This window comes from Arthrobacter sp. 10L430, from assembly GCF_056395245.1.
Genome location: NZ_JBFTJD010000024.1, coordinates 1 through 20738 on the forward strand (window position 1 = coordinate 1; position 20738 = coordinate 20738).

Annotated in this window: 16 protein-coding genes; 5 read left to right on the plus strand and 11 right to left on the minus strand. The window is 63.8% G+C overall.

All coding sequences use genetic code 11. From position 1 onward, the window contains the following. Positions 1 to 411: 411 nt before the first annotated feature. The 3 genes from AC1DDG_RS17345 (at position 412) to AC1DDG_RS17355 (ending at position 7234) form a co-directional block, all read left to right on the plus strand. A complete protein-coding gene (locus tag AC1DDG_RS17345; protein ID WP_476877015.1) occupies positions 412 to 3549 on the plus strand; it encodes an efflux RND transporter permease subunit in 3138 nt (1045 codons plus the stop codon). A gap of 111 nt (positions 3550 to 3660) precedes the next feature. Then, entirely contained in the window at positions 3661 to 4020 is a 360-nt protein-coding gene (locus AC1DDG_RS17350; protein WP_476877016.1) for a hypothetical protein, read from the plus strand. A gap of 1 nt (position 4021) precedes the next feature. Continuing rightward, a complete protein-coding gene (locus tag AC1DDG_RS17355; protein WP_476877017.1) occupies positions 4022 to 7234 on the plus strand; it encodes an efflux RND transporter permease subunit in 3213 nt (1070 codons plus the stop codon). Positions 7235 to 7308: 74 nt separating this feature from the next. On the opposite strand, the gene AC1DDG_RS17360 is transcribed toward AC1DDG_RS17355, so the two are convergent. Then, complete coding sequence (locus tag AC1DDG_RS17360) at positions 7309 to 9003, minus strand: multicopper oxidase family protein (RefSeq protein WP_476877018.1); 1695 nt, start codon at positions 9001 to 9003, stop codon at positions 7309 to 7311. Positions 9004 to 9319: 316 nt separating this feature from the next. Between AC1DDG_RS17360 and AC1DDG_RS17365 the strand changes: the two genes are divergently transcribed. Next, the gene (locus tag AC1DDG_RS17365) at positions 9320 to 9955 is read left to right on the plus strand and encodes a LysE family translocator (RefSeq protein WP_476877019.1); all 636 of its coding nucleotides are present in this window, start codon (positions 9320 to 9322) and stop codon (positions 9953 to 9955) included. A 59-nt stretch (positions 9956 to 10014) separates the two neighbouring features. Here the strand turns inward: AC1DDG_RS17365 and ggt are convergent, their stop codons facing one another. The 4 genes from ggt to AC1DDG_RS17385 all read right to left on the minus strand — a co-directional run bounded on the left by ggt (position 10015) and on the right by AC1DDG_RS17385 (position 15119). Beyond that, a complete protein-coding gene (gene ggt / locus AC1DDG_RS17370; protein ID WP_476877020.1) occupies positions 10015 to 11841 on the minus strand; it encodes a gamma-glutamyltransferase in 1827 nt (608 codons plus the stop codon). Positions 11842 to 11950: 109 nt separating this feature from the next. Next, positions 11951 to 13225, minus strand: a complete 1275-nt coding sequence (locus AC1DDG_RS17375; protein ID WP_476877065.1) for an MFS transporter — start codon at positions 13223 to 13225, stop codon at positions 11951 to 11953. Between the two features lie 127 nt (positions 13226 to 13352). After that, the gene (locus AC1DDG_RS17380) at positions 13353 to 14492 is read right to left on the minus strand and encodes an acyltransferase family protein (protein WP_476877021.1); all 1140 of its coding nucleotides are present in this window, start codon (positions 14490 to 14492) and stop codon (positions 13353 to 13355) included. 234 nt (positions 14493 to 14726) lie between these two features. Next, positions 14727 to 15119, minus strand: coding sequence for a VOC family protein (locus AC1DDG_RS17385; protein ID WP_476877022.1), 393 nt, complete (start codon positions 15117 to 15119; stop codon positions 14727 to 14729). A 220-nt stretch (positions 15120 to 15339) separates the two neighbouring features. Between AC1DDG_RS17385 and AC1DDG_RS17390 the strand changes: the two genes are divergently transcribed. Further along, on the plus strand, positions 15340 to 15963 hold the full coding sequence (locus tag AC1DDG_RS17390) for a PAS and ANTAR domain-containing protein (RefSeq protein ID WP_476877023.1): 624 nt from the start codon (positions 15340 to 15342) through the stop codon (positions 15961 to 15963). Positions 15964 to 16260: 297 nt separating this feature from the next. Here AC1DDG_RS17390 and AC1DDG_RS17395 read toward each other — a convergent pair whose 3' ends face one another. From AC1DDG_RS17395 to AC1DDG_RS17420, 6 genes are all read right to left on the minus strand, one after another. Continuing rightward, a complete protein-coding gene (locus AC1DDG_RS17395; RefSeq protein WP_476877024.1) occupies positions 16261 to 17013 on the minus strand; it encodes a lytic transglycosylase domain-containing protein in 753 nt (250 codons plus the stop codon). Between the two features lie 57 nt (positions 17014 to 17070). Continuing rightward, on the minus strand, positions 17071 to 17373 hold the full coding sequence (locus AC1DDG_RS17400) for a DUF4193 domain-containing protein (RefSeq protein ID WP_230117282.1): 303 nt from the start codon (positions 17371 to 17373) through the stop codon (positions 17071 to 17073). A gap of 154 nt (positions 17374 to 17527) precedes the next feature. Beyond that, positions 17528 to 17740: a hypothetical protein gene (locus AC1DDG_RS17405; protein ID WP_476877025.1), complete on the minus strand. Its 213-nt coding sequence runs from the start codon at positions 17738 to 17740 to the stop codon at positions 17528 to 17530. Continuing rightward, positions 17737 to 18399, minus strand: a complete 663-nt coding sequence (locus AC1DDG_RS17410; protein ID WP_476877026.1) for an SAM-dependent methyltransferase — start codon at positions 18397 to 18399, stop codon at positions 17737 to 17739. Before AC1DDG_RS17410 ends, AC1DDG_RS17405 begins: the two co-directional genes overlap by 4 nt. 139 nt (positions 18400 to 18538) lie before the next feature. Next, positions 18539 to 20233 carry a monocarboxylate uptake permease MctP gene (gene mctP, locus AC1DDG_RS17415; RefSeq protein WP_476877027.1) on the minus strand — a complete coding sequence of 565 codons (1695 nt, stop codon included), beginning with the start codon at positions 20231 to 20233 and terminating at the stop codon, positions 18539 to 18541. Next, positions 20230 to 20511, minus strand: coding sequence for a DUF3311 domain-containing protein (locus AC1DDG_RS17420; protein ID WP_476877028.1), 282 nt, complete (start codon positions 20509 to 20511; stop codon positions 20230 to 20232). Before AC1DDG_RS17420 ends, mctP begins: the two co-directional genes overlap by 4 nt. Between the last annotated feature and the right edge of the window lie 227 nt (positions 20512 to 20738).

Sequence of the window (20738 nt, forward strand, 5' to 3'; positions counted from 1 at the left end):
CGTGATAGCCCTGCGTTCACTCATCGAAAGCTCCATGGCTCACAATGCCGACGCGGCAGACACCACCCCGGCGGACACGCCGCTACGCGGGCATTCTCAAATGATTCTTCGAATACCGCTACGCGGGCATCTTCGATGAGTCAACGCGGGGCATTGACGCCGGTTTGTTTGAGGAACATGATTTGTCCTAGACGACGGCTGGGGACGCTAGGCAGTCAGGCAAAGGAGCCCCGCCGTGGCCAGTTACCCTTCGACACCTGTAGTCTGCGGGAATTTCCCGAACCCCCTTTCGGGGGGAATTCTTCGTTCTGGAGTAATTCCATTCATCGATCCGGACCAGCCGGACTGCCGACGGCACCGTAGACGCGGGCGCACGTCCGTCCGAGGTCCGGAGTCAGCAGCGTACCGGCCATGATGGCCGCCGTGCTCCGCTGGGTACTGCAGTTCCGGCTATTTGTCCTGGTCGTGGCGGCAGGGATCTTGGGTTTCGGGCTCACCTCTTTGCCAGCCATGTCCGTGGATGCTTTCCCGGAATTCGCGCCTCCACAGGTGGAAATCCAGACTGAAGCCCTCGGGCTGTCCGCCGCGGAGGTTGAGCAGCTGATCACCTCCCCCATGGAGGCCGATTTGTTGAACGGCGTGGCCTGGGTGGAGGCCATCCGGTCCAAGTCGGTTCCGGGTCTTTCCTCGATCCAGATGGTCTTCCAGCCCGGGACCGACATCTTCCGGGCGCGTCAATTGGTCGCGGAGCGTTTGACCCAAGCGCGAGCCCTGCCGAACGTATCGGCGGCTCCTGTCCTGATGCAGCCACTGTCATCCACTAGCCGCGTCATGATGGTGCGACTCACTTCTAAGCAGATGTCTGCCATCGAGATGTCCGTCTTGGCCCGGTGGACGATGAAGCCCGGACTATTGGCCGTACCCGGGGTCGCGAACGTCGCTATCTGGGGCCAGCGCGATCAACAGCTGCAGGTTCTGGTGGATCCTGAGCAGCTTGAGGCCAAGGGGGTGACGCTGGACCAAGTCATTAGGACCACCGGTAACTCTGTGTGGGTGTCCCCACTGAGCTACCTGGAAGCGTCCACACCCGGCACGGGCGGTTTCCTGGAGACGGGACACCAGCGGCTAGGGGTCCAGCACGTCCTTCCCATCACCACTCCACTGGATCTGGGGAAGGTCAGTCTGCAGGGCCCGTCCGGCAAACTGACCCTGGGCGATGTGGCCCGGGTCGAGACTGATCACCAGCCGCTGATCGGCGACGCACAACCCGGCAAGGACGCTGAACTGCTGCTCGTCATCGAGAAGTTCCCGGAAACGAACACGATGGACGTCACCCGCGGCATCGATGAGACACTACACGCACTCCAGCCCGGTTTGCCCGGCGTGACGATCGACACCACGGTGTACCGGCAGGCGTCATTTATCCAGGAGGAGGTAGGCACCCTCGGCGTCGCGCTGTTGGTCACCCTGCTCGTGATAGCCGTAATGTTCGGCGCTTTCTTCCGTTCGTGGCGCACGGCGCTCATCAGCCTGATCACTATTCCAGTGTCACTGACCGCCGCCGCTCTGCTGCTCTCCCTGCGCGGCGCCGGGTTGAACACCATGGTCCTGGCAGGCATGATCCTCGCCTTGGCCGTCATCGTGGGAGATATCGCTGAAGACCTTAGCGGCACCATCCAGTCCTACCGGACGTCCGCTGGCGCCGATACCGGCGAAGCGCGTGACGGCCTGGTGGCAGGTTCTTTGCAGGCAGTTCGCACGCCTCTGCTCTATTCGTTGTTGATTATGGCACTGAGTGTCATGCCGGCTTTCTTCATACCGGGTGAGAACGGAGCAATGTTTGGACCGCTGGTACTTACCTACCTTCTCGCCTTGGCTGTCTCGATGGTGGTGGCGTTGACGGTTACCGCTGCATTGGTGTTCGTCCTGCCGGTCGGCTCCTCCCCACGACAGGAAGGGCAGGCGATGAAGCGTCTTCGTATTCGGTACGGCCGTCTCCTGTCGCGCGGGGCGGGCAAAACCAGGTGGGTATTCACAGCTGCAGCCGTGATTGCTGTAGCGGGCCTTGTACTAGCCCCGCGGCTGGCCTCGAACCAGCCTGTGGTGCCGGTGCTCGCGGACAAAACACTCGTCGTCCAGTGGAACGCTATGTCGGGCACATCGGACCAGGAAATGAGCCGGATCACTGAGACGGCCGTGCGTGAACTCAGGGCGCTGCCGGGAGTCTCAAACGTCGGAGCAGAGGTCGGACGGGCTATTACTTCAGACCAGGTGGGTGATGTAGGTTCCGGGGAGCTTTGGGTGACGGTGGCACCGGAAGCGTCCTACCGTGACACGGCAGACGCCATCCAAAAGGTTGTAGAGGGCTATCCGGGTCTTGCCGCGAAGGTCTCGACCTACCCCCAGCAGAAGATTGACCAGATCCGGGAAGCCGCTGATTCCGGTTTCACGGTCCGGGTGTACGGGGTGGACATAGCCACAATCCGTCAGAAGGCGGAGGAGGTGCGGCAGATCCTCGCGCGCACCGCCGGTGTAGTGAATCCGCGCGTCGACGCCCCCAACGAACAACCGATCGTCGAGGTCAAGGTTGATCTTGCCGCGGCTCAGAAGGCGGGCGTCATACCCGGGGATGCACGGCGTGCGGCTGCGGCCTTGCTGCAGGGCATCGAAGTGGGCAACGTCTATGAACAGCAGAAGGTCTTCTCGGTGATCGTGAAAGGAACACCGTCAACCCGGAACAGCCTGACGAGCGTCCGAGAGCTTCTGATCGATACCCCCACGGGCGGACATGTGCGTCTGGGCGACGTTGCCAAGGTCAGTATTGTGGGGAACGATGCTGTGATTCTCCACGACGGTACTTCTCGGCGCGTTGACGTGAAGGCTGACATTCAGGGGCGCGGGTTGAATGATGTGCAGCAGGACATCAATAAGAGTCTGCAGCAGATCCAGTTCCCGCTGGCCTACCATGCGGAGATCCTCACTCAGTATGCCCAGCAGCAAAGTAATTTTCAGTGGTTGTGGCTGCTGGCGGGGATTGCCGCCTTCGGCATCCTGGTCCTGCTCCAGACAGCTCTGGGGGGGTGGCGGCTCGCTGTTGCTGTCTTCCTGGGATTGATCGTTTCCCTCTCCGGAGGCGTCCTGGCGGCATTCGCTGCCGGTGGGATCAATTCCTTGATTTCGCTCGTCGCATTTTCAGCCGTCCTGGGAATCGCGGCCCGGAGTTCCCTTCTTCTCGCAGCCCAGCTCCGGAACCTTCGCTCCGCAGACGACACGTCCCCCGGGCCCTCCCTGGTGATCCGCGCGGCACGGGGCCGGCTGCGGCCAACACTCGGAACCGCAATCGTGACGGCATTGGCGCTGCTTCCACTGGTTCTTTTCGGCGGCGTGACCGGGACGGAAATCATTCTGCCGCTCGCCGTCATCATCTGGGGGGGCCTGCTGACAACGACTCTCTTCGTTCTGTTTGTCCTACCCGCAGTGCTGCTTCGCTTCGCGCCCGGTCGCGCAATAAGCCGACGGATCAATTACAGCCCCCCTGGCGGGGCCTGAAAGCCGAGATGCATCATGAATCCGTTAATTTCGCCCCGAGGCCGCAGCCTTTTCGTTCTGTTCATCCTGGTCCTCATGACGTTGTGCTTGCCGGGCTGTAGCCAGGCGCCGGTGGAAGCTGCCACCGGGGACGCGGCTGCGAGCCTTGAAACAGTGCCGGGAACGGACCTCAGCAAGGTCAGGCTGACTGAGCACGCCATCAGAAACATCGGGCTGCAGACGACCACGGTGAGTGCTGACCCCAAGAGCAAGAAACTGTCTGTCCCCTACGAGGCGATCCTGTATGACAGCCAGGGAAAGACCTGGGTCTACACGAATCCCGAGCCCCGGGTCTACGTTCGCAGCTCCGTGACCGTCCAGCGCATCGACGGGCAGATCGCCCGGCTGGCTGACGGCCCGCCGCCCGGCACCACCGTTGTCACTTTGGGAGCCGAGGAACTGTTCGGCGCAGAGTTAGATACGGCCCACTAGCGTGCGGTGGATCATAGGAATCAGCCTAAAATTCAGGACGATAGTCGTTGCCCTGGCCAGCGTCATCATGCTGCTGGGTTCCCTCCAGCTAAGCGCGGCGTCCATAGATGTCTTTCCCGAATTCGCGCCGCCACGTGTCGAAATTCAGACTGCCTGCCTGGGTTTAACCGCGCAGGAAGTTGAAGAACTGGTCAGCGTCCCGATCGAGGCCTCCCTCAGCGGCATGCCCGGACTGGACGAGCTACGCTCGAAATCTGTGCCCCAGCTGTCCTCGATTCTGCTCGTCTTCAAACAGGGCACCGACCTGCTCAACGCGCGCCAACTGGTATCCGAGCGCATGGCCGCGGTGACCTCAGCGCTGCCGACATGGGCTGCCCCTCCGGTGATGCTGCAGCCGCTGTCGTCGACAAGCCGCGTCATGAAAATCGGCATGACCTCCTCCAGCCGGTCCTTGATCGAAATGTCCATGCTCTCCTACTGGGATATCCGGGCCCGAATACTCCGCGTCCCGGGCGTGGCCAACGTCGCCATCTGGGGCGAACGGCTCCAGATGCTCCAGGTGCAGGTGCAACCCGAGCGGCTCAAGGCCGAAAACGTCTCTCTCAACCAGGTCATGGAGGTCACCGCCGGGGCCGTGGATGCCGGCCTGCTCAAGTACTCCCCGGGAAAGTTCATCGGGACAGGCGGCTTCGTCGGCACGCCAAATCAGCGGATGAGCGTCCGGCACGTCCAGCCGATCACCAGCCCCGCTGATCTGGCCCGGGTCACCATCCGCGAGAAGGACGGCGTCGCGCTGCACCTGGGCGATGTGGCCAAGGTCGTGGAAGATCACCAGCCCCTCATCGGTGACGCCGTCATCAACAACGGGCACGGACTCATGCTCATCGTCGAAAAGCTTCCTTGGGGGAACACCTTGGAAGTGACCAGGGGAGTCGAGGAAGCCCTTCAGGAGCTCCAACCGGGCATGAGCGGCATCAGCTTTGACACCACCATCTTCCGCCCGGCGAGCTTCATCGAGGAGGCGATCTCTAACCTCAGCCTCGCCCTGCTCCTTGGCTGTCTGCTGGTGGTCATGATTCTCAGCGCCTTCCTCTTCCAATGGCGTACCGCCCTGATCAGCCTGGTTGCCATTCCCCTCTCCCTGCTGACGGCGGCATTGGTCCTCTACTTCACAGCCAGTGCGATCAACACCATGGTCCTCGCCGGGCTGGTCATCGCAGTGGGAGTTGTCGTCGACGACGCGATCATCGACGTGGAAAACATCATGCGCCGGCTAAGACAGCACCGTGCCCGCGGCAGCGACGAGCCAACGGCTTCCGTGGTCCTGAAGGCCTCGCTTGAAATGCGCAGTCCCATTGTCTATGCAACTCTGATCATTGTTGTGGCTTCCCTTCCCATCTTCTTCCTGAACGGACTGACCGGCGTCTTCTTCAGGCCGCTGGCCGTCTCCTACACCCTCGCGGTCCTGGCTTCGATGCTGGTGGCGCTGACTGTCACCCCGGCGCTGGCCCTGATTCTGTTGGGCAGGGCCAAGCTGGAGCAGCGCGAACCGCCGCTGGTCCGCGTCCTCAAGCGCGGATACCATGCGGTCCTGTCCCGGATCATGAACCGGCCCCGCTACGGCTATGCGGGCTTCGGTGTCCTGGCACTCACGGGACTGGCGATCGCTCCCTTGCTTGGCCAGTCCTTGTTCCCCACCTTCAAGGAACGGGATTTCCTGATGCACTGGGTCGCCGAGCCCGGCACCTCTGTGGCAGAGGAATACCGGATCGCCCAAAGGGGCTGCGATGCATTGCTTAAAGTACCCGGTGTGCTCAATTGCGGATCACACATTGGGCAGGCGTTCCAGGCAGACGAAATAGTCGGCGTTAACGCCGGCGAAAACTGGATCAGCATCGACCGCCACGCCGATTATGAAAAGACGGTTGCAGCGGTTCAGGAAGTTGTTGACGGGTACCCTGGCCTTCACCGTGACGTGCAAACATATCTGAAGGAGAGAATCGAAGAGGTCATCACCGGCGCCAGCGAACCCATCCTCGTCCGTGTCTATGGCGATGACCTCAACGTGCTTCGCGAACAAGCCCAAAAAATCAAGGAGCTGATGGACGGAATTCAGGGCACCGACGAACCGCATATCTCCCTGGAAGTCGAAGTTCCACAGATTACCGTCAGGGTAAATCTCGAAGCAGCCAAGAAGTACGGCCTGAAACCCGGCGACGTCAGACGCGCGGCCGCGACCCTCGTAGCCGGAGAGGAAGTCGGCGACGTCTTCCGTGATGGCAGGGCCTACGACGTCCAGGTCTGGAGCACCCCCGAAACCCGCGCCAGCGTCACCAGCATTGAAGACCTCCCGATCGACACGCCTGCCGGGTCGCACGTCCGTCTGGCCGACGTCGCAGCGGTCAGCGTGCAGCCGACCCCCAACCTCATCGACCGCACCAACGGATCCCGCCGTGTCGAGGTCGGGTCCTTCATCGACAGCGACGCTGACCTGGGACGCGTCGTCACCCAGTTGCAGGACCGCCTGGCGAGTCTGGAAATGCCGGCCGGCTACAGCGTCCAACTGCTGGGTGAATACACCGAACGGCAGGCGGCCACCGAACGACTGACGATTTTCGCCATCGCCGCCGTCCTGCTGATCCTCATGTTTCTGCAGGCATCTTTCCGGAGCTGGAGGCTTGCCATACTCGCCCTCCTGACACTTCCGATAGCCCTCGTAGGCGGAGTCTTCGCCGCCTATTTCACCGGTGGTGTCCTTTCACTCGGATCGCTCGTTGGATTCCTTACCGTGATGGGCATCGCAGCGAGAAACGGCATCCTGCTGATCAGCCACTGCCAGCATTTGGAACGGAACGAGGGCGAAGCATTCAGCCGGGCACTCGTGATGCGCGGCGCCGGCGAAAGACTCTCACCGATCCTCATGACCACCCTCGCCACCGGGTTGGCACTGGTGCCCCTGGTCGTCATGGGCAACATCCCCGGCCACGAAATCGAACATCCCATGGCCGTCGTCATCCTTGGCGGCCTCCTTACCTCCACCCTCCTCAACCTGTTCATCGTTCCATCCCTTTATCTCCGCTTCGCCAAGGCACGGCCAAGCCACGGTGGCACCCGGCGGGACGGAACGAAGGTGTCGGCGCTGCCCTTCCTGAGGTCCCGACGCGTAGCTACTGTCGGTGTGGAGAATCCAGATCAACCCGGCACGTCCGGTTAGTGCATCCCGGCGTACGGAGTGGTCAACTCAGACCACTCCGGACGCGGGAGCGAACTCCCAGTCATGGATTTAACTCATGTCCCTGCCGGAAGCAGCGGCCGGTACACGGGTGGGAAGGCGTTCGCGGGCAGGGGGTCATGCTTGGGCGGGTCAGCGGTGATTGGGTCGTTGGTCCGCAAATTGGCCACCGCGTACTGAAACATCATGTCGTGGTCCTCGTGTACCAGGTTGTGGCAGTGGATCATGTACCGCCCTCCCTCCTGCGCGGTGGCGTCGAACTGCATCAGCGTGGTGATGGACTCGTTCTCGCCGGCGTAGAAGACGTCCTTGGGGCCGCCTTCCCAGGCGAAGGGTTTGCCGCCGTTGGTGTTGCGGGCGATGATTTTGGCGTCAATCAGATGGATGTGTACCGGGTGGAACCATCCTCCAGATTGGTTAATGATGGTCCATTGCTCGACGGCGAAGGGCTGCGGGTTGCCGAACAACTTGGTGAATCCGGACCTTTCCACGTCGTCCCACAGGACTCCGTTGATGCTCCACTGGCCGTTCTGGCGCTCGAACCTGAGCTGCCTCTTCACCGTGGCCATCTGCGGGGTCAGGCTCATCGTGTCGATGCCGCCCCGGGACGCGGTGGGTGACCCCCCGCCGTCGAGCCTCGACGGGATGGACGAGATGGACCCTGCCCGGGAGCCCGAATCGGCCACCACTTGGAACCGCATGATCTTGCCCGTGTTGGCAAAGTCGATGTTGTTCTTGTTGCTGAGGTTGCGCAGATCAACCGTCTGCCCGGGCCTGTACTTGCGGAAGTCGATCAGGATTTCGGTGCGCTCCGCAGTACCCATTCGCCACGACGCAACAGCCTGGACCACCGGCGTCATGCCGGCATCGGTGGCAACGATGTGGACGGGTTCACCGTTGGAGAGGGTCGGCCGGTAGGAGCGTGAGATCGATGCGTCGAGCACGCGGAAACGGTAAATGCGCGGCTTGACCTTCATGGTCGGCCACGGCACCCCGTTGACCAGGATTACGTCACCCCACAGCCCCTTTTGGCCGTTGTCGTTGTACCCGAGCGAGCCGTCCGACTGGAACAGTGCGTCGGAAAGCATCAGCGGCACGTCGAACTCACCTTGCGGCAGCTGCGCCCGCTCAAAACGGTCCGTCAGCGGGTAGAACGCGGCCAGTCCTGAATACACATTCTGGGCAGTGATGTGGTGCTTGTGGTCGTGGTACCAAAGCGTGCGGGCCGCCTGCCTGTTGGGATAGTGGTAATTCTTGAAGAAGCCGGGAACGGTGATGTCATTCGCATAGCCGTCGTACTGGGGCAGGGAAGCCGAGCCGTGCAGGTGCGTGGAGGTGCTGAATGTCCCCGGTTGGAGCAGCCCCTGCTGCGGGAACGCATTGCGGATCCGCACCTCGATCCGGGTTCCCTGCCTGGCCCGGATGGTGGGACCCGGGAAGATTCCGTTGTACCCGGCCACAGTGGTGGTGAGGCCCGGCAGCATGTGAGCCTGTCCGAGCTTCTGGGTGAGAGCGTAGCGCTCGAAAGGTCGCTTGGGATCGCCGCCGTCGAAGCCCCGCTGAAAAGGCACGAGCTCGGGCGGCCGCCGGAAGGTTGCCCTATACGGGACTGGCGTGTTCTGCGGTGCGAGCCGGCTCCGGTTGATATCCTGTGTGGTCGCCGCCGGCTCAGCCCCGCCAGCCGACGCTGCCCCGGTCATGGCCGCAGCGCCCACCACCCCCAGCCTCAGTACTTCCCTGCGAGACGTCATCGTCTCCTCCAGACATTGGGATTATGTGTCTTGACATACAGCGGGCCCGCGACCGAAAGCCGCGAGTCCGCCTTCCCCCCTGGAGGTGCAGAAACCTGAGTTGCAACGACTCCAGTGTTCGGCGGACACGTTGGGAAAACCATGGAATCGTTGGCGTTCGTGACTGCCATTCAACCCAAATGAGGCGTTGACGAACCGGCACGCATCATCCATGTGAGGCACGGAACGGAGAGTGTCGCTGCCCCCGCGCCTGATTCCCCGCACGCGCCAGGGATGGTGGCTGGTTGCGTGACGCCACCCGGAGTTAAGATCAGGCATGGTCCCTGTGACGAATCTGCTGGCCTTTGCCGTTGTCGCCGCGCTGCTGATTGCCGTCCCCGGCCCGAGTGTCCTGTTTGTCATTGGACGGTCGCTTGCTTTGGGTAGGCGCGGCGGCCTGCTCAGCGTCCTGGGCAACGCCGCCGGTGAACTTCTGCAGGTCGCAACCGTGGCGTTGGGCCTCGGCGTGGTGCTGGCGCAGTCGTTGGTCCTTTTCACGGTCATCAAATTGGCCGGAGCTGCATACCTCGTTTACCTCGGCATGCAGGCGGTCAGGAAACGCCGGGGACGGCCGGCCGGGCCGGATCCACTACGTTCCGCCTCCACCCGGCGAATCCTCCGGGAAGGCTTCATCGTGGGAGCCACCAACCCCAAATCGGTCGTGTTCTTCGTCGCGGTACTCCCTCAGTTCGTGGACCATGGCGCGGGCACCATCCCGCTCCAGCTCGCCATGCTCGGCGCCACGTTCCTGGTGATCGCCCTCGTCTCGGACAGCATCTGGGCCGTCGCCGCAGGCACGGCCAGGCAATGGTTCGCGCGCTCGCCGCGCCGAGTCGCCGCGGTCAGCACTACCGGCGGAGTGATCATGATCGGCCTCGGGGGCACCTTGGCCCTGACCGGCACCAAGGGATAGCTCCGAGCCCCAGAACCCGCCGAGTGGTCCGGGGCTTCACATTTAGTACCGCGCGGACCTCACCTCGAGGGTTTGAGCACCATCGCCGAGCCGCCCCCGCGCCTCACGGGCTCAGCCGCGGCGACCATTCTCCCGTCGGGTTTGAATTCGATGGCGGTCGCCGCGCCGATCTCTGCTGCCGAGGTGAACGCGTCACCTGACTTTGTGAGCTGATGACCGTAGGGTTTCAGCTGCTTTCCGTAGGCGGTGATGAACTGCGGCTCGGCCGTGACCTGGGCCGTGTTCCGCTGCGAGGCGCGCGGTGCCGCGATGGCCCCGGCGATGCTCATGTGCAGATCAACCCTGTTCAGGATGGTCTGAAGGACCGTCGTGATGATCGTCGATCCGCCGGGCGAGCCGAGCGCGAGGAATGGCTCGCCGTCCTCGAGGATGATGGTCGGGGACATCGAAGAGCGGGGACGCATTCCCGCCTCAATCCGGTTCGGGTCCTTCGGGTCATACACGGTCGAGAAGTCGGTCAGCTCGTTGTTGAGCAGGAATCCGCGGCCGGGCACCACGATCCCGGACCCGCCGGTCTGCTCGATCGTGAGGGTGTACTCGACCACGTTGCCCCACTTGTCGGCGACCGTCATGTTGGTTGTCGAGATGTTCTCGGTGTCCTTCTCGTCAGCGAGGGCCGCGGCGGCAGCCGGGCACACGCCGTCGTACGTGGACACGTCACCTGCCGCGACGGGCTTCGCGGCCGCTTTCTTCGGGTTGATCCGGCACGCGCGCTCCTTGCCGAAAAGCGGGTCAGTGAGGGCGGCAGTGGGAACGTCGGTAAACGCCGGGTCCCCCACATACTTGCCGCGGTCCGCGAAGGCGAGTGCGCTCGCCTCGAGATAGTGGTGGAGGGCGTCGGGCGTGGACATCCCGGCAAGGTTGAAGGGTTCCAGGATGTTCAGCGCCTCGCCGACCGTCGTGCCTCCGCTGCTCGACGGCGCCATGCCGTAGACGTCCAGGTCGCGGTATTCCACGTGCGTGGGCGCCTGGTCCAGGGCGCGGTAGGCTGCGAGATCCGCCGTCGTCATGTGGCCGGCCGGGATGGGCAGCTTCGTGGCCGCCGTCTTCGGCGGAGCCTGCACTGTGGCAGCGATTTCCGCGGCGAGCGGGCCGCGGTAGAAGCCCCGCATCCCCTTGTCCGCAAGGAACCGGTACGTCCGGGCGAGGTCGGGGTTCTTGAAGACACTGCCGACGGCGGGCGCGTCGCCGCCGGGGAGGAAGAGGCTGCGCGTCGAGGTGAACGCGTTGAAGCGGAGCTTGTTGTCGAGGGTCTGCTGGCGGAACGTGTCGTCGACGACGAAGCCGCGGGTCGCGACCTTGATGGCGGGCTTGAGGGCATCGTCCAGGTCCAAAGTGCCCCAGCGGTCGAGTGCGCGCTCCCACGTGGCCGGTGTGCCGGGGACGCCGACGGAGACGCCACTCGTGACGAGTTCGGGCGTGAAATTGTAGGGCTTGCCGGTCTTGGGGTCGATGAACGCGTTGTGCGGCATCGCTGCCGGTGCGGTCTCGCGGCCGTCAATCGTGCCCACTCGGCCGGTCTTGGCGTTGAAGAACACGAAGTAGCCGCCCCCGCCGATCCCGGCGCTGTAGGGCTCGGTCACGCCAAGCGTCGCGGCGGCTGCGACGGCGGCGTCCGCCGCGTTGCCGCCCTCGCGGAGGACCTCGATCGCCGCGGCAGATGCCTCAGGGTCCACGGTGCTCACCGCGCCGCCGTACCCGGTGGCGGTTGCGGTCTTGTCGGTCTGCCGCGGATCGGCGAACGCGGGGCTGGTGACGGCGCCGCTTGTCACTGTCATTGCCAGGGCCGCCGTGAGGGCAGCCAGTCGACGTCTCACATAGGGCATGGTGGCTCCCAAGTCAGGGTGATGCGAGTTGACGGTACTGCAACGCTACTCCGCCGGGGAGTGACACTCAACACCGCGGTGGGCCGCGGAACTGGCAACTTCCGAGCTTCTACGACGGCGGGGATTCAGCTGTCGACGTGCTGGTCGAGTCTGCGGACTGGTCGGCCTGGGGATGCTGCTGACGGCTCGCCAGCAGGAACGGCACCGCAATCAACTCGACAACGCCGCCGATCGCCAACGAGGCGGCGTAGCCGTACACATCTGCCGCCCGGCCGAGCAGCGGCTGCACCACCACGCCGCCGCTTGATCCCATGAGTGAGTCGAAGCTAAGTACCGTTGCCCGCTGCTTCGAGGCGATCATGTCGTTCAGGTAGGCCTGCCGTACCGGCGTTCCCGCCGAGGCGACCACAGCCCAAACCGCCAACAGCGCCAGGGCGACCCAGAACACTTGGGTGAACCCGAGCACGACCAGAATCATTGCGCCAAGGATGCTGCTCAGAATCAGAACGGTCGTGCGTTTGCGCACGAGGCGGCGGATGTGGGGCGCCATCCAACCGCCGAGTACCTGCCCTCCAGCCACGATTGCCGCCGCCAGACCCGCCACGGAGTACGCGTGCGGGTCGCCGAAGAGCTCAAGCAGGAACGGCTGGAGGGCGTAGAACACGTAGATACCGACGCCGGCGCTGAACGGCGCGGCCAGCATCACGTAACGCACCGGGGGATTCTTTAGACCGCTTTCAATCGAGGCGGAGAGCACGGCATGGGTGGCCTGGAGAGGATGGGTCGAGCGTTCGGGCGTGAACCCGATATCGTGCATGAGCCAAAAGGCCACGGCGAACATGGCCGCCAGCACCCCCACGCGCAGCAGAAACGGCACGCCGAGGTTGGTGGCCTGCGCGATCACACCGCCTGCCACCGAACCGGCGAGCATCGCGACCCCCGACACCATCTGCCCGCGCCCAAGCACCGTCTCCAGCCCGCCTTCGTACCCTGAGAAGCGCAACGCGTCGACGAGCCAGGCCTCGACCGCACCCGAAAAGAACGTGAAGCCCAGGCCGAGCAGGACCGACACCACCGCCCACCACCAGAATGGGGCGGAGACCTGCCAGAGCAGGTAGTACAGGTAGGTCGAGATGGCCAGTGTCACCGTGCCGAGCAGGAATGAAACGCGGCGCCCCCACCCATCGGCAACCACGCCGGTGGGCACTTCGAACAGCACCATGCCAGCTGTGAAAAAGGCGTTGGCGGCAAAGGCTTCGAGGTTGCTAAGTCCAGCATCCAGCAGGAAAAGCGTGTTGATTCCCCAGATGAAGGAGGCCGCAAGGGTGTTGCCCAGCGTCAGCGTGAGGTAGACGCGCTGAGTCTTGCGGGCGCCGGCGTTCATCGCGTCGCCGTCCCCGCCAGGGCGAGGGGGGAGCACGAATCCATTCTCGTCTCGATTGTCGGAGCCCGCCAGAGCGGATGCAAGCGCAGGGGCGATGGTGGTGCTCGTCCAGTCCAAGGCCTCGGTCCTAGCCGAGTCGGTCCTCCACGCCGCCGCAGCTGTCCGGATAGTGGCTGTCGAAGCGATCTCGCGCGATGCGTCCCAGCCTTTCGACGGTGTGCCAGCTGACGACCGCGAGCAGCAGGGTCAGCAGGATCGCCGACACAGCCACCAACGGCGGGAGGTTGGCTGTCGATCCGCCATTGAGCCAGAGAATGACGACATAGTTCCACAGGTACGCGGCGTAGGAAACTGTGCCCAGCCCTTGCAATGCGCGCGTCCACGTCGGCATCGCACGGGTACGGGAGGCGGCCAGCACCACGAGGACGGCCGCGCCGGCCATGGCCAGCGGACCCCCGACGAAGAAGAAGGCTGGCGTTTCGTTGGCCTTGGAGAAGAACATCAGCAGCGCCAGGACAAGGACCGCGACGGGCAGGGCCGCAAGCCTGAGCCTGCGGCCGGAGAACCAGCGAAAGACATGCACCCTGTACAGGCGCAGCGCCGAACCAACGATAAGCCCGAGACCCCACGTCGTCGGCAGCGCGTAGACCAAGGAGTGAAGGTGCGGAGCCAGGACCAGCATCGCCAGCACACTCGCCGTCATGACGGAAACGACGACGGCGGCAGACCAGCCAATCAGCCGGCCCTGGCGGTTACGCCGCAGGGCGAACACCAGCAGAGCCGGCCAGACCAGATAGAACTGTTCTTCCACGGCCAGCGTCCAAAGCGGTCCGATGGCCATGCTGACATCGAAGGGCAGCGGTAAGTCCTTGAGATAGCCGAAACCGGTGAGGAGGGTATAGCCGATGATTCCTTTGGACCGGTCCCCAAGCACGTCGGCCGTGAGTTCCACGATGGCGTAGACGCTCAGGAAGGCGATGAGCGCCGGCAACAGGCGGAAGGCCCGGTGCGCGTAAAAGCGGCCGTAACGGATTTTGCGATGCCGTTCGACATCCCTGACCAGCACGCCTGTGATCAGGTAGCCGCTCAGCACGAAGAAGACAATGACACCGACGATGCCGGCGCCTTCAAACACACCGGGCCACGAGTGTCCCAACAGAACGGCACCAACTGCGGCACCGCGAAGAACGTCCAGGCCCTCCAGCCTCGGGCGCTCTGCACCTCGCTGGGTGGCCGCCGCGTCCGTTCCTCCACGTAGCAACGTCATATAACCTCCGGAGCCTCTAGTCTGCCGGTTCCACCTTCAGCCGGACCGAGGCACCATCCGACCCTGTCTCCTGACGCGACTGTGATTGAAGACGCCAGTCCCGCGCCGCTTCCAAGTATCCCCGATGTCGCTGGACGAACCCTGACCCCCGTCAAGCCATCGACCATGGCTGCGCACGCAGCGGTCTTCGGTGGAGTCCAAGGCGGCCGTCATCACCACGTAAGAACCCTGCGCCTAGCGCTGGAAGGCTTCCTTAACGTCCGGCGGCGTCTTTTCCTGAATGACCCAGCGGTTGCCATCAGGGTCACTGAAGAACGCGAAGGCGATACCGCCCATGTCCTGAACGTCGCTGATTACCGCTCCCCGCCGGAGTAGCTCAGCCCGTGTCGATTCCATATCGGCGACCACGAGCTGCAGGCCTTCCAGGCTGCCTGCGGCCATGCTGGTCATTCCCGTGCCGATGACTATGGACGTGGCGGAGCCGGGTGGCGTGAGCTGGACAACCCTGACGCCGGCTATGTATTCAACATCGTGGTCCAGGGCGAAACCGAGCTGGTCTGTGTAGAACGACTTAGCTTTGTCCACGTCAGTAACCGGTACTTGTACGACCTCGAGGCTCATCTCCATGGGCCTCACAGTACCCGAGACTGCCACGCAGGGGCGATGATCACGCGGCGGGAACTGTCGGCGGGGCGGCCTCCAAGGTTTACCGGCTATCTCTAGGTTCCTCCCACCAGACTCTCAGTATCTGGTCGGGAAGCGCACCCCATGAACTGATCGACCAGGCGCCGGGCCCCTCCGTCCTCTGCAGGGGCCCGGCGGTTCCATCACCTATTGGAGAGTCGGCATGGAGCACAAACTGGAGACCTACTCCTTTTCCCTCGGACCAGGGAGCGAATGCCCGTCGGGAACGTTCGTCCTGGACGTGTCCACCGGGCGCTGCGACTGGACTGACGGCCTGTACGCCATCCACGGCTACACGCGCGGGGAGATTGTACCCACCGTCGAGCTGGCCCTGGCGCACACACATGCGGAGGACCGCGAGCCTGTCCGCCGGCTGATCTCGGACATCTTTTCCTACGGCGGTCAGGGCGCGACCTTCCACCGGATCATCGACAGCACGGGGAACGAGCACCGTGTTCTCACCGTGGCACAAGCATATGAAGGCCGTGAGCCGATCACGCCGATTCACGGAGTCACGATCGACCTGACCAGGTCGGTGGATGCGGAAGCAGGACGTGCAGCCAGCGCCGCTGTCGCCGGCGCCTACGCCAGCCGGGCTGTCATAGAACAGGCGAAAGGAATCATCATGGGCCTGCTGGACGTCCAGTCGGACAAGGCCTTCTCCATCCTTGCGACCCGAAGCCAGCACACCAACACCAAGCTCGCCGCCGTCGCATCCGAACTCACCCGCGCCGCCGGCCACGGAGCTCTGCTGCGGACATTGCGTCGGTGGGGCATCCCGTCGTAGATGGAAAGCCCCACCGCCCGTCGATGACCACGTCACACTGAAGGACCGGCATCTTCTCGGCCACTGCGATCCAGCTGCCCGCTATGCCACCCAGCCTGGCGCGGGTCCTTGGATGCCGGGTCCGGTGCAACTGGGGGGAGTGCGCCGGACCCGGCTGTTCTGGGGTTCTCCGGTCGCGGTACCTTCAACTCCAGGACACTCACAGTCTTACGGGTGCATCTTGGGATAAGCGCGGAGCCGAGCACGGAGGGTGGTCTCGGTACTGCCCCGAATGGAGGGGATGACTCCAAGGTTCATCTAGGCGGGGCCCGACCGTGTGGCGTATGCGTTGGCCTGCTCCCGCACCTGGCGCACGTAGGCATCCGACTGGTTGTAAGAGAGGACGGCGTCTGTCCAGCCTTGGCCGGTGGTGAGGTCACGGCCGTCGGCGCAGAGGTACGAAGCGGCAGTCAGGGCGGCGTCGTCGATGTTCAGGGGGTCGGCTTCGCCGTCTCCGTTCCCGTCGCGCCCTGCCAGCTGCCAGGTGGAGGGAATGAACTGCATCGGTCCGACGGCGTGGTCCCAGAGAGCGTCGCCGTCCAGGACGCCGGCGTCTGTGTCGGCGATGGCGGCGAAACCATCGCCGTTGAGGCGGGGACCAATAATGGGCCGGCTCGCCTGCCCGGTGGTCGTCAAACGTCCGCCTCCGTGACTTCCGTGCGCGGACTCGACGAATCCGATGGCTGCCACCGTATTCCAGCCGATCCCGCACGTCGGGGCAGTGGTGTTGGCACCGCTGGCGGCAGCCGCATAGGCCTGAAGGGCCCGGGCCGGTATACCGGTTTCCGCCGCAGTCCGGGCGAGCCACTGGGCGTCAATCGTGCTCTTGGTGATGTTGACGGCAGGAGTGCTGTTCGTGGACAGCACCTCGAGTTTCGCCTCTGATTGTGGCGGTGCGGGCTGTGCCTGGGCGGTCTCCCCGCCGGACACGCGGAGCGCCCAGAAGGAGAATCCGGAAGCGAGGCAGAATGCGAAAACGCTGAAAACTGCAAGGCGCTTCAGACGGAGCACGGGCTACCCGTACCGGAGTGCTGAAGACCGCGCCGGCAGCCCGATCCGCGGCATTGCCTAGCCTTCACATTCGGTGCAGTAAGCGTGGCCGTCCTTCTCGCGTGCGATTTGGGAGCGGTGCCGGACCAGGAAACAGGAGTAGCAGGTGAATTCGTCCTGCGCCTGGGGTACGACCTGGACGACCAGTTCCTCGGCGACGAACTCTCCGCCCGGGGTGACGGCGTCGTCCAAGGCGTCAGCCTCGTCCAGCTCGCGGACGACGCTGCGGGCGTCCGGGGCGTTCGCGGACTGAAGCGCCTCCAGGGAGTTGTCCTGAGATTCTTTGACGTCGGATCGTACTTCGTCGTAATCGGTTGCCACTTGGTTCATTCTCTTCTCTGACGTTCTTGTCTGACGGGAATGCAACTTACACCATTTCACCGGCATTCCCCTGTCACGACGGCAGATGGGTGTGTGGCTGAGGCTCAGGAAGTCCCACTAATTCCCTGCCCGAGAAGTCCGTCGTGCGCGCCAGTCAGGCGCGGCTCGGCAGCCTCGCGGTCACGAATCCGCCGCGGGAGCGATCATGGCTGCCGTCGCTCGCGAGCCCGTCTGTGGTTGTGAGCGAGATGGCGCGGCCGTAGAGCGCGCACAGCTCCGGGATCGGATGTTCCCTGCACTCCCAGCCGGCTGATTCGAGCAACCGGACCGGATCAGGGGGATTCGCCCGTGCCAGCAGTTCGCTCATCGGCAGGCCGGTCTGGGCGCTGAACTCGCGCAGCTTCGCTTCCACATCTTCGGTGGCCGGCAGGGGACGGCCCGCTCGATCACCGCCCGTGAGCCCGACGGCGATAACGCCGCCACTTCTTGCAGCGTCGCGAGCTGGGCGTCGGCGCTCAGGTACGGCAGCAGGCCCTCGATGATCCAGGTGGTCGGCTGCTGTCGGTCATAGCCGGCGGTGAGGAGAGCATTTTCCCAAGGCTGGGCCAGGTCGGTGGGCACCGTGATCAGTTGGCAGGCCGGTTTGGCGGACAGCCCTTCCATCACGGCGGCTTTGAACTCGAGGACGTTGGCGTGGTCGAGTTCCAGAACCCGCGAGCCGGGCGGCCAGTTGAGCCGGTAGACGCGGGTGTCCAGTCCCGCGCCGAGGATCACGGCCTGGAGGTTTTGAGGCTTCGACTGGAGAAAGTCGTCGATGAAGCGGGTCCGCAGCCCGATGTAGGTGGAAGCAAGCAGGAGCGGCTGCTGCAACGCAGGGGCGGCCGCCGGGTCTGCAGGCCACACCGTGGGCAGGTCCAGGTTCGACCGGGCACCGGCCACGAGAGCAGCAGCAAAAGGATCGGCAGCAAGTGCATCCGGCCGGGTCGTCTCGACAGCGCGGCCGGCGGCAACGGCAAGAGCCGTCATGGGCAGCCCTTCACCTTCAAGACCTGTCAATTGTTCAGCCTCCCCCGTCAGGAAGCCATCGTCGCATGCGCCCCGGCGTGGATCGTGCCATCAACCCCCTCAGGACCAACGTGGCGTTCTCTGTCGCGGCCCCAGTGACTCAGAACGCGGGGGCTCCGGGTTCGCCGAGCGGATACTCGCGCTGGATCTCGGCGACCTTCGGATCGTCCTCGTCGGCGCCGTAATCTGAGCTCCGGGTGATGTCCTTCCCATCAGGGAGCTTCATCGCGCGGAAGGCCAGAGACAGGACCGCGGCAACAATAAGGTTTATGGCAAACGCCACGACAGCGATGTAGACCTGCATGTCGGTGCCGGGGATCGCCGCGATTGAGCCGCCAAAATTCGCTTTCGTGACGGGGTTGACCACGTTGTAGGCCGCTACAGTGCCGTAGATGATGCCGGCTGCCCAGCCGCCGAAAAGCGCCCACCGGTGGAACCAGCGGGTATAAAGACCTGCCACGATCGCCGGGAAGGTCTGCAGGATCCAGATACCGCCGAGGAGCTGCATATTGATGGCCGCCGACTGGTCCATGGCAATGACGAAAATCAGTGCGCCGAATTTCACCACAAGCGATGCGATCTTGGAGACCTTCGCCTCCTGACGGGGCTTGGCGTCGGGCCTGATCAGATCGCGGTAAATGTTACGGGTGAACAAGTTCGCCGCTGCTATTGACATGATCGCCGCCGGGACCAGAGCACCGATGGCGATGGCGGCCAGGGCAATACCCGCAAACCAGTCCGGGAAGTGATCCAAGAACAGCTGCGGCACTACCAGTTGCGGGTTGACGGCGCCGTTCAAGTCGACGGGCTTAGTGCCGGCGTAGATAGCCGCATAGCCCAGCAGCGCCAGGAACCCCAGCATCAACGAGTACAGAGGCAGTACCGCCGCATTCTTACGGATCGTATTCCTGCTCTTCGTCGCCAAGACGCCCGTGATCGAGTGCGGGTACATGAACAGCGCCAGGGCCGAGCCCAGAGCCAGCGTCCAGTATGCGGAGTAACTGCCCGCGCCCGGAATGAAAACTCCAGCGGGTTTGCCCGTAGCCGGGTTGACCGCACCGAGTTTCGCCTCAGCGGCGTCGAAGATGGTTCCCCACCCCCCGAACTTGATCGGCAGGTAGATTACCGCAACGATCACCGCCAGATAGATCAGCAGATCCTTCACAACGGCGATCAGGGCCGGAGCCCGCAGGCCCGACGTGTACGTATAGGCGGCCAGGACCACGAACGCGATGATCAGCGGCAGGTCCGTCAGCAGCACGTTCTCCGCACTACCGAGACCCAGCACGGTGAGCACGGCCTTTATGCCGACTAGCTGCAGCGCGATGTAAGGCATGGTCGCGACGATGCCGGTGACCGCCACGGCGAGGGTTAGCGCCTTGCTGCCATAGCGGCCGCCAACGAAGTCGGCCGGCGTGACGAACCCATGCCGGTGCGAGACGGACCACAACCGGCTCATCAGGAGGAACACGATCGGGTACAGAACGATCGTGTACGGCACCGCGAAGAAACCGCTCACGGCTCCGGTGGCCCACATCGCAGCCGGAACGGCCACAAAAGTGTAGGCCGTATACAGGTCGCCGCCGAGCAGGAACCAGGTCACCCACGTTCCAAATCCGCGGCCCCCGAGGCCCCACTCGTCCAGGCTGTGCAGCCCTGTCGCTTCTTCCCGCCGCCACCGCGCAGCAACGAACCCCAAGGCCGCCACCAAGACGAAGAGAATGATGACAATGGTGAGTGCCACGCCGTTAATGGGCCGGTCCCCGACCGCCAACGGCACGCTGGCCCCGATCATGGCTCCTCCTCGGCGCTGGTCATGCCGCGCGCCGATTCGCGACGGCGGCGATCCTCCTTGCTAACCAGCCAGTAGGAGATCCCCACCAGGCACGCGGTGACCGGAATCCACGACATCTGATACCAGTAGAAGAACGGCATACCGGCCAAGCGCGGCTCATCGACGGAATACGCAGGAACAAACAACGGAACCACAACGGCGATAGCCAACAGAATTCCGGAGATGATGTATGGACCGTATCTTGCCGGCGCTCGCGTTGGCACATCAGGACTGGACATCGACGCCTCCTCATCGAGACGGGCCCCCGGAGCGGGAAGGCTTCCCCGGGACGTGCCGGCGGCCTGTGGACCGCGTGTCGCAACGGTCTTTACAAACAGGATAGACACCGGATTTATTCTCCGACAGGGCAAATGCGCCCCGTGTTTAGTGGCGGTTCTGGAGGAGTCTGTTTAGCAATCAAAGTTTTGGCCACGTGGCGATGGCAGCGGCTTGCGGCTTCCGCCCG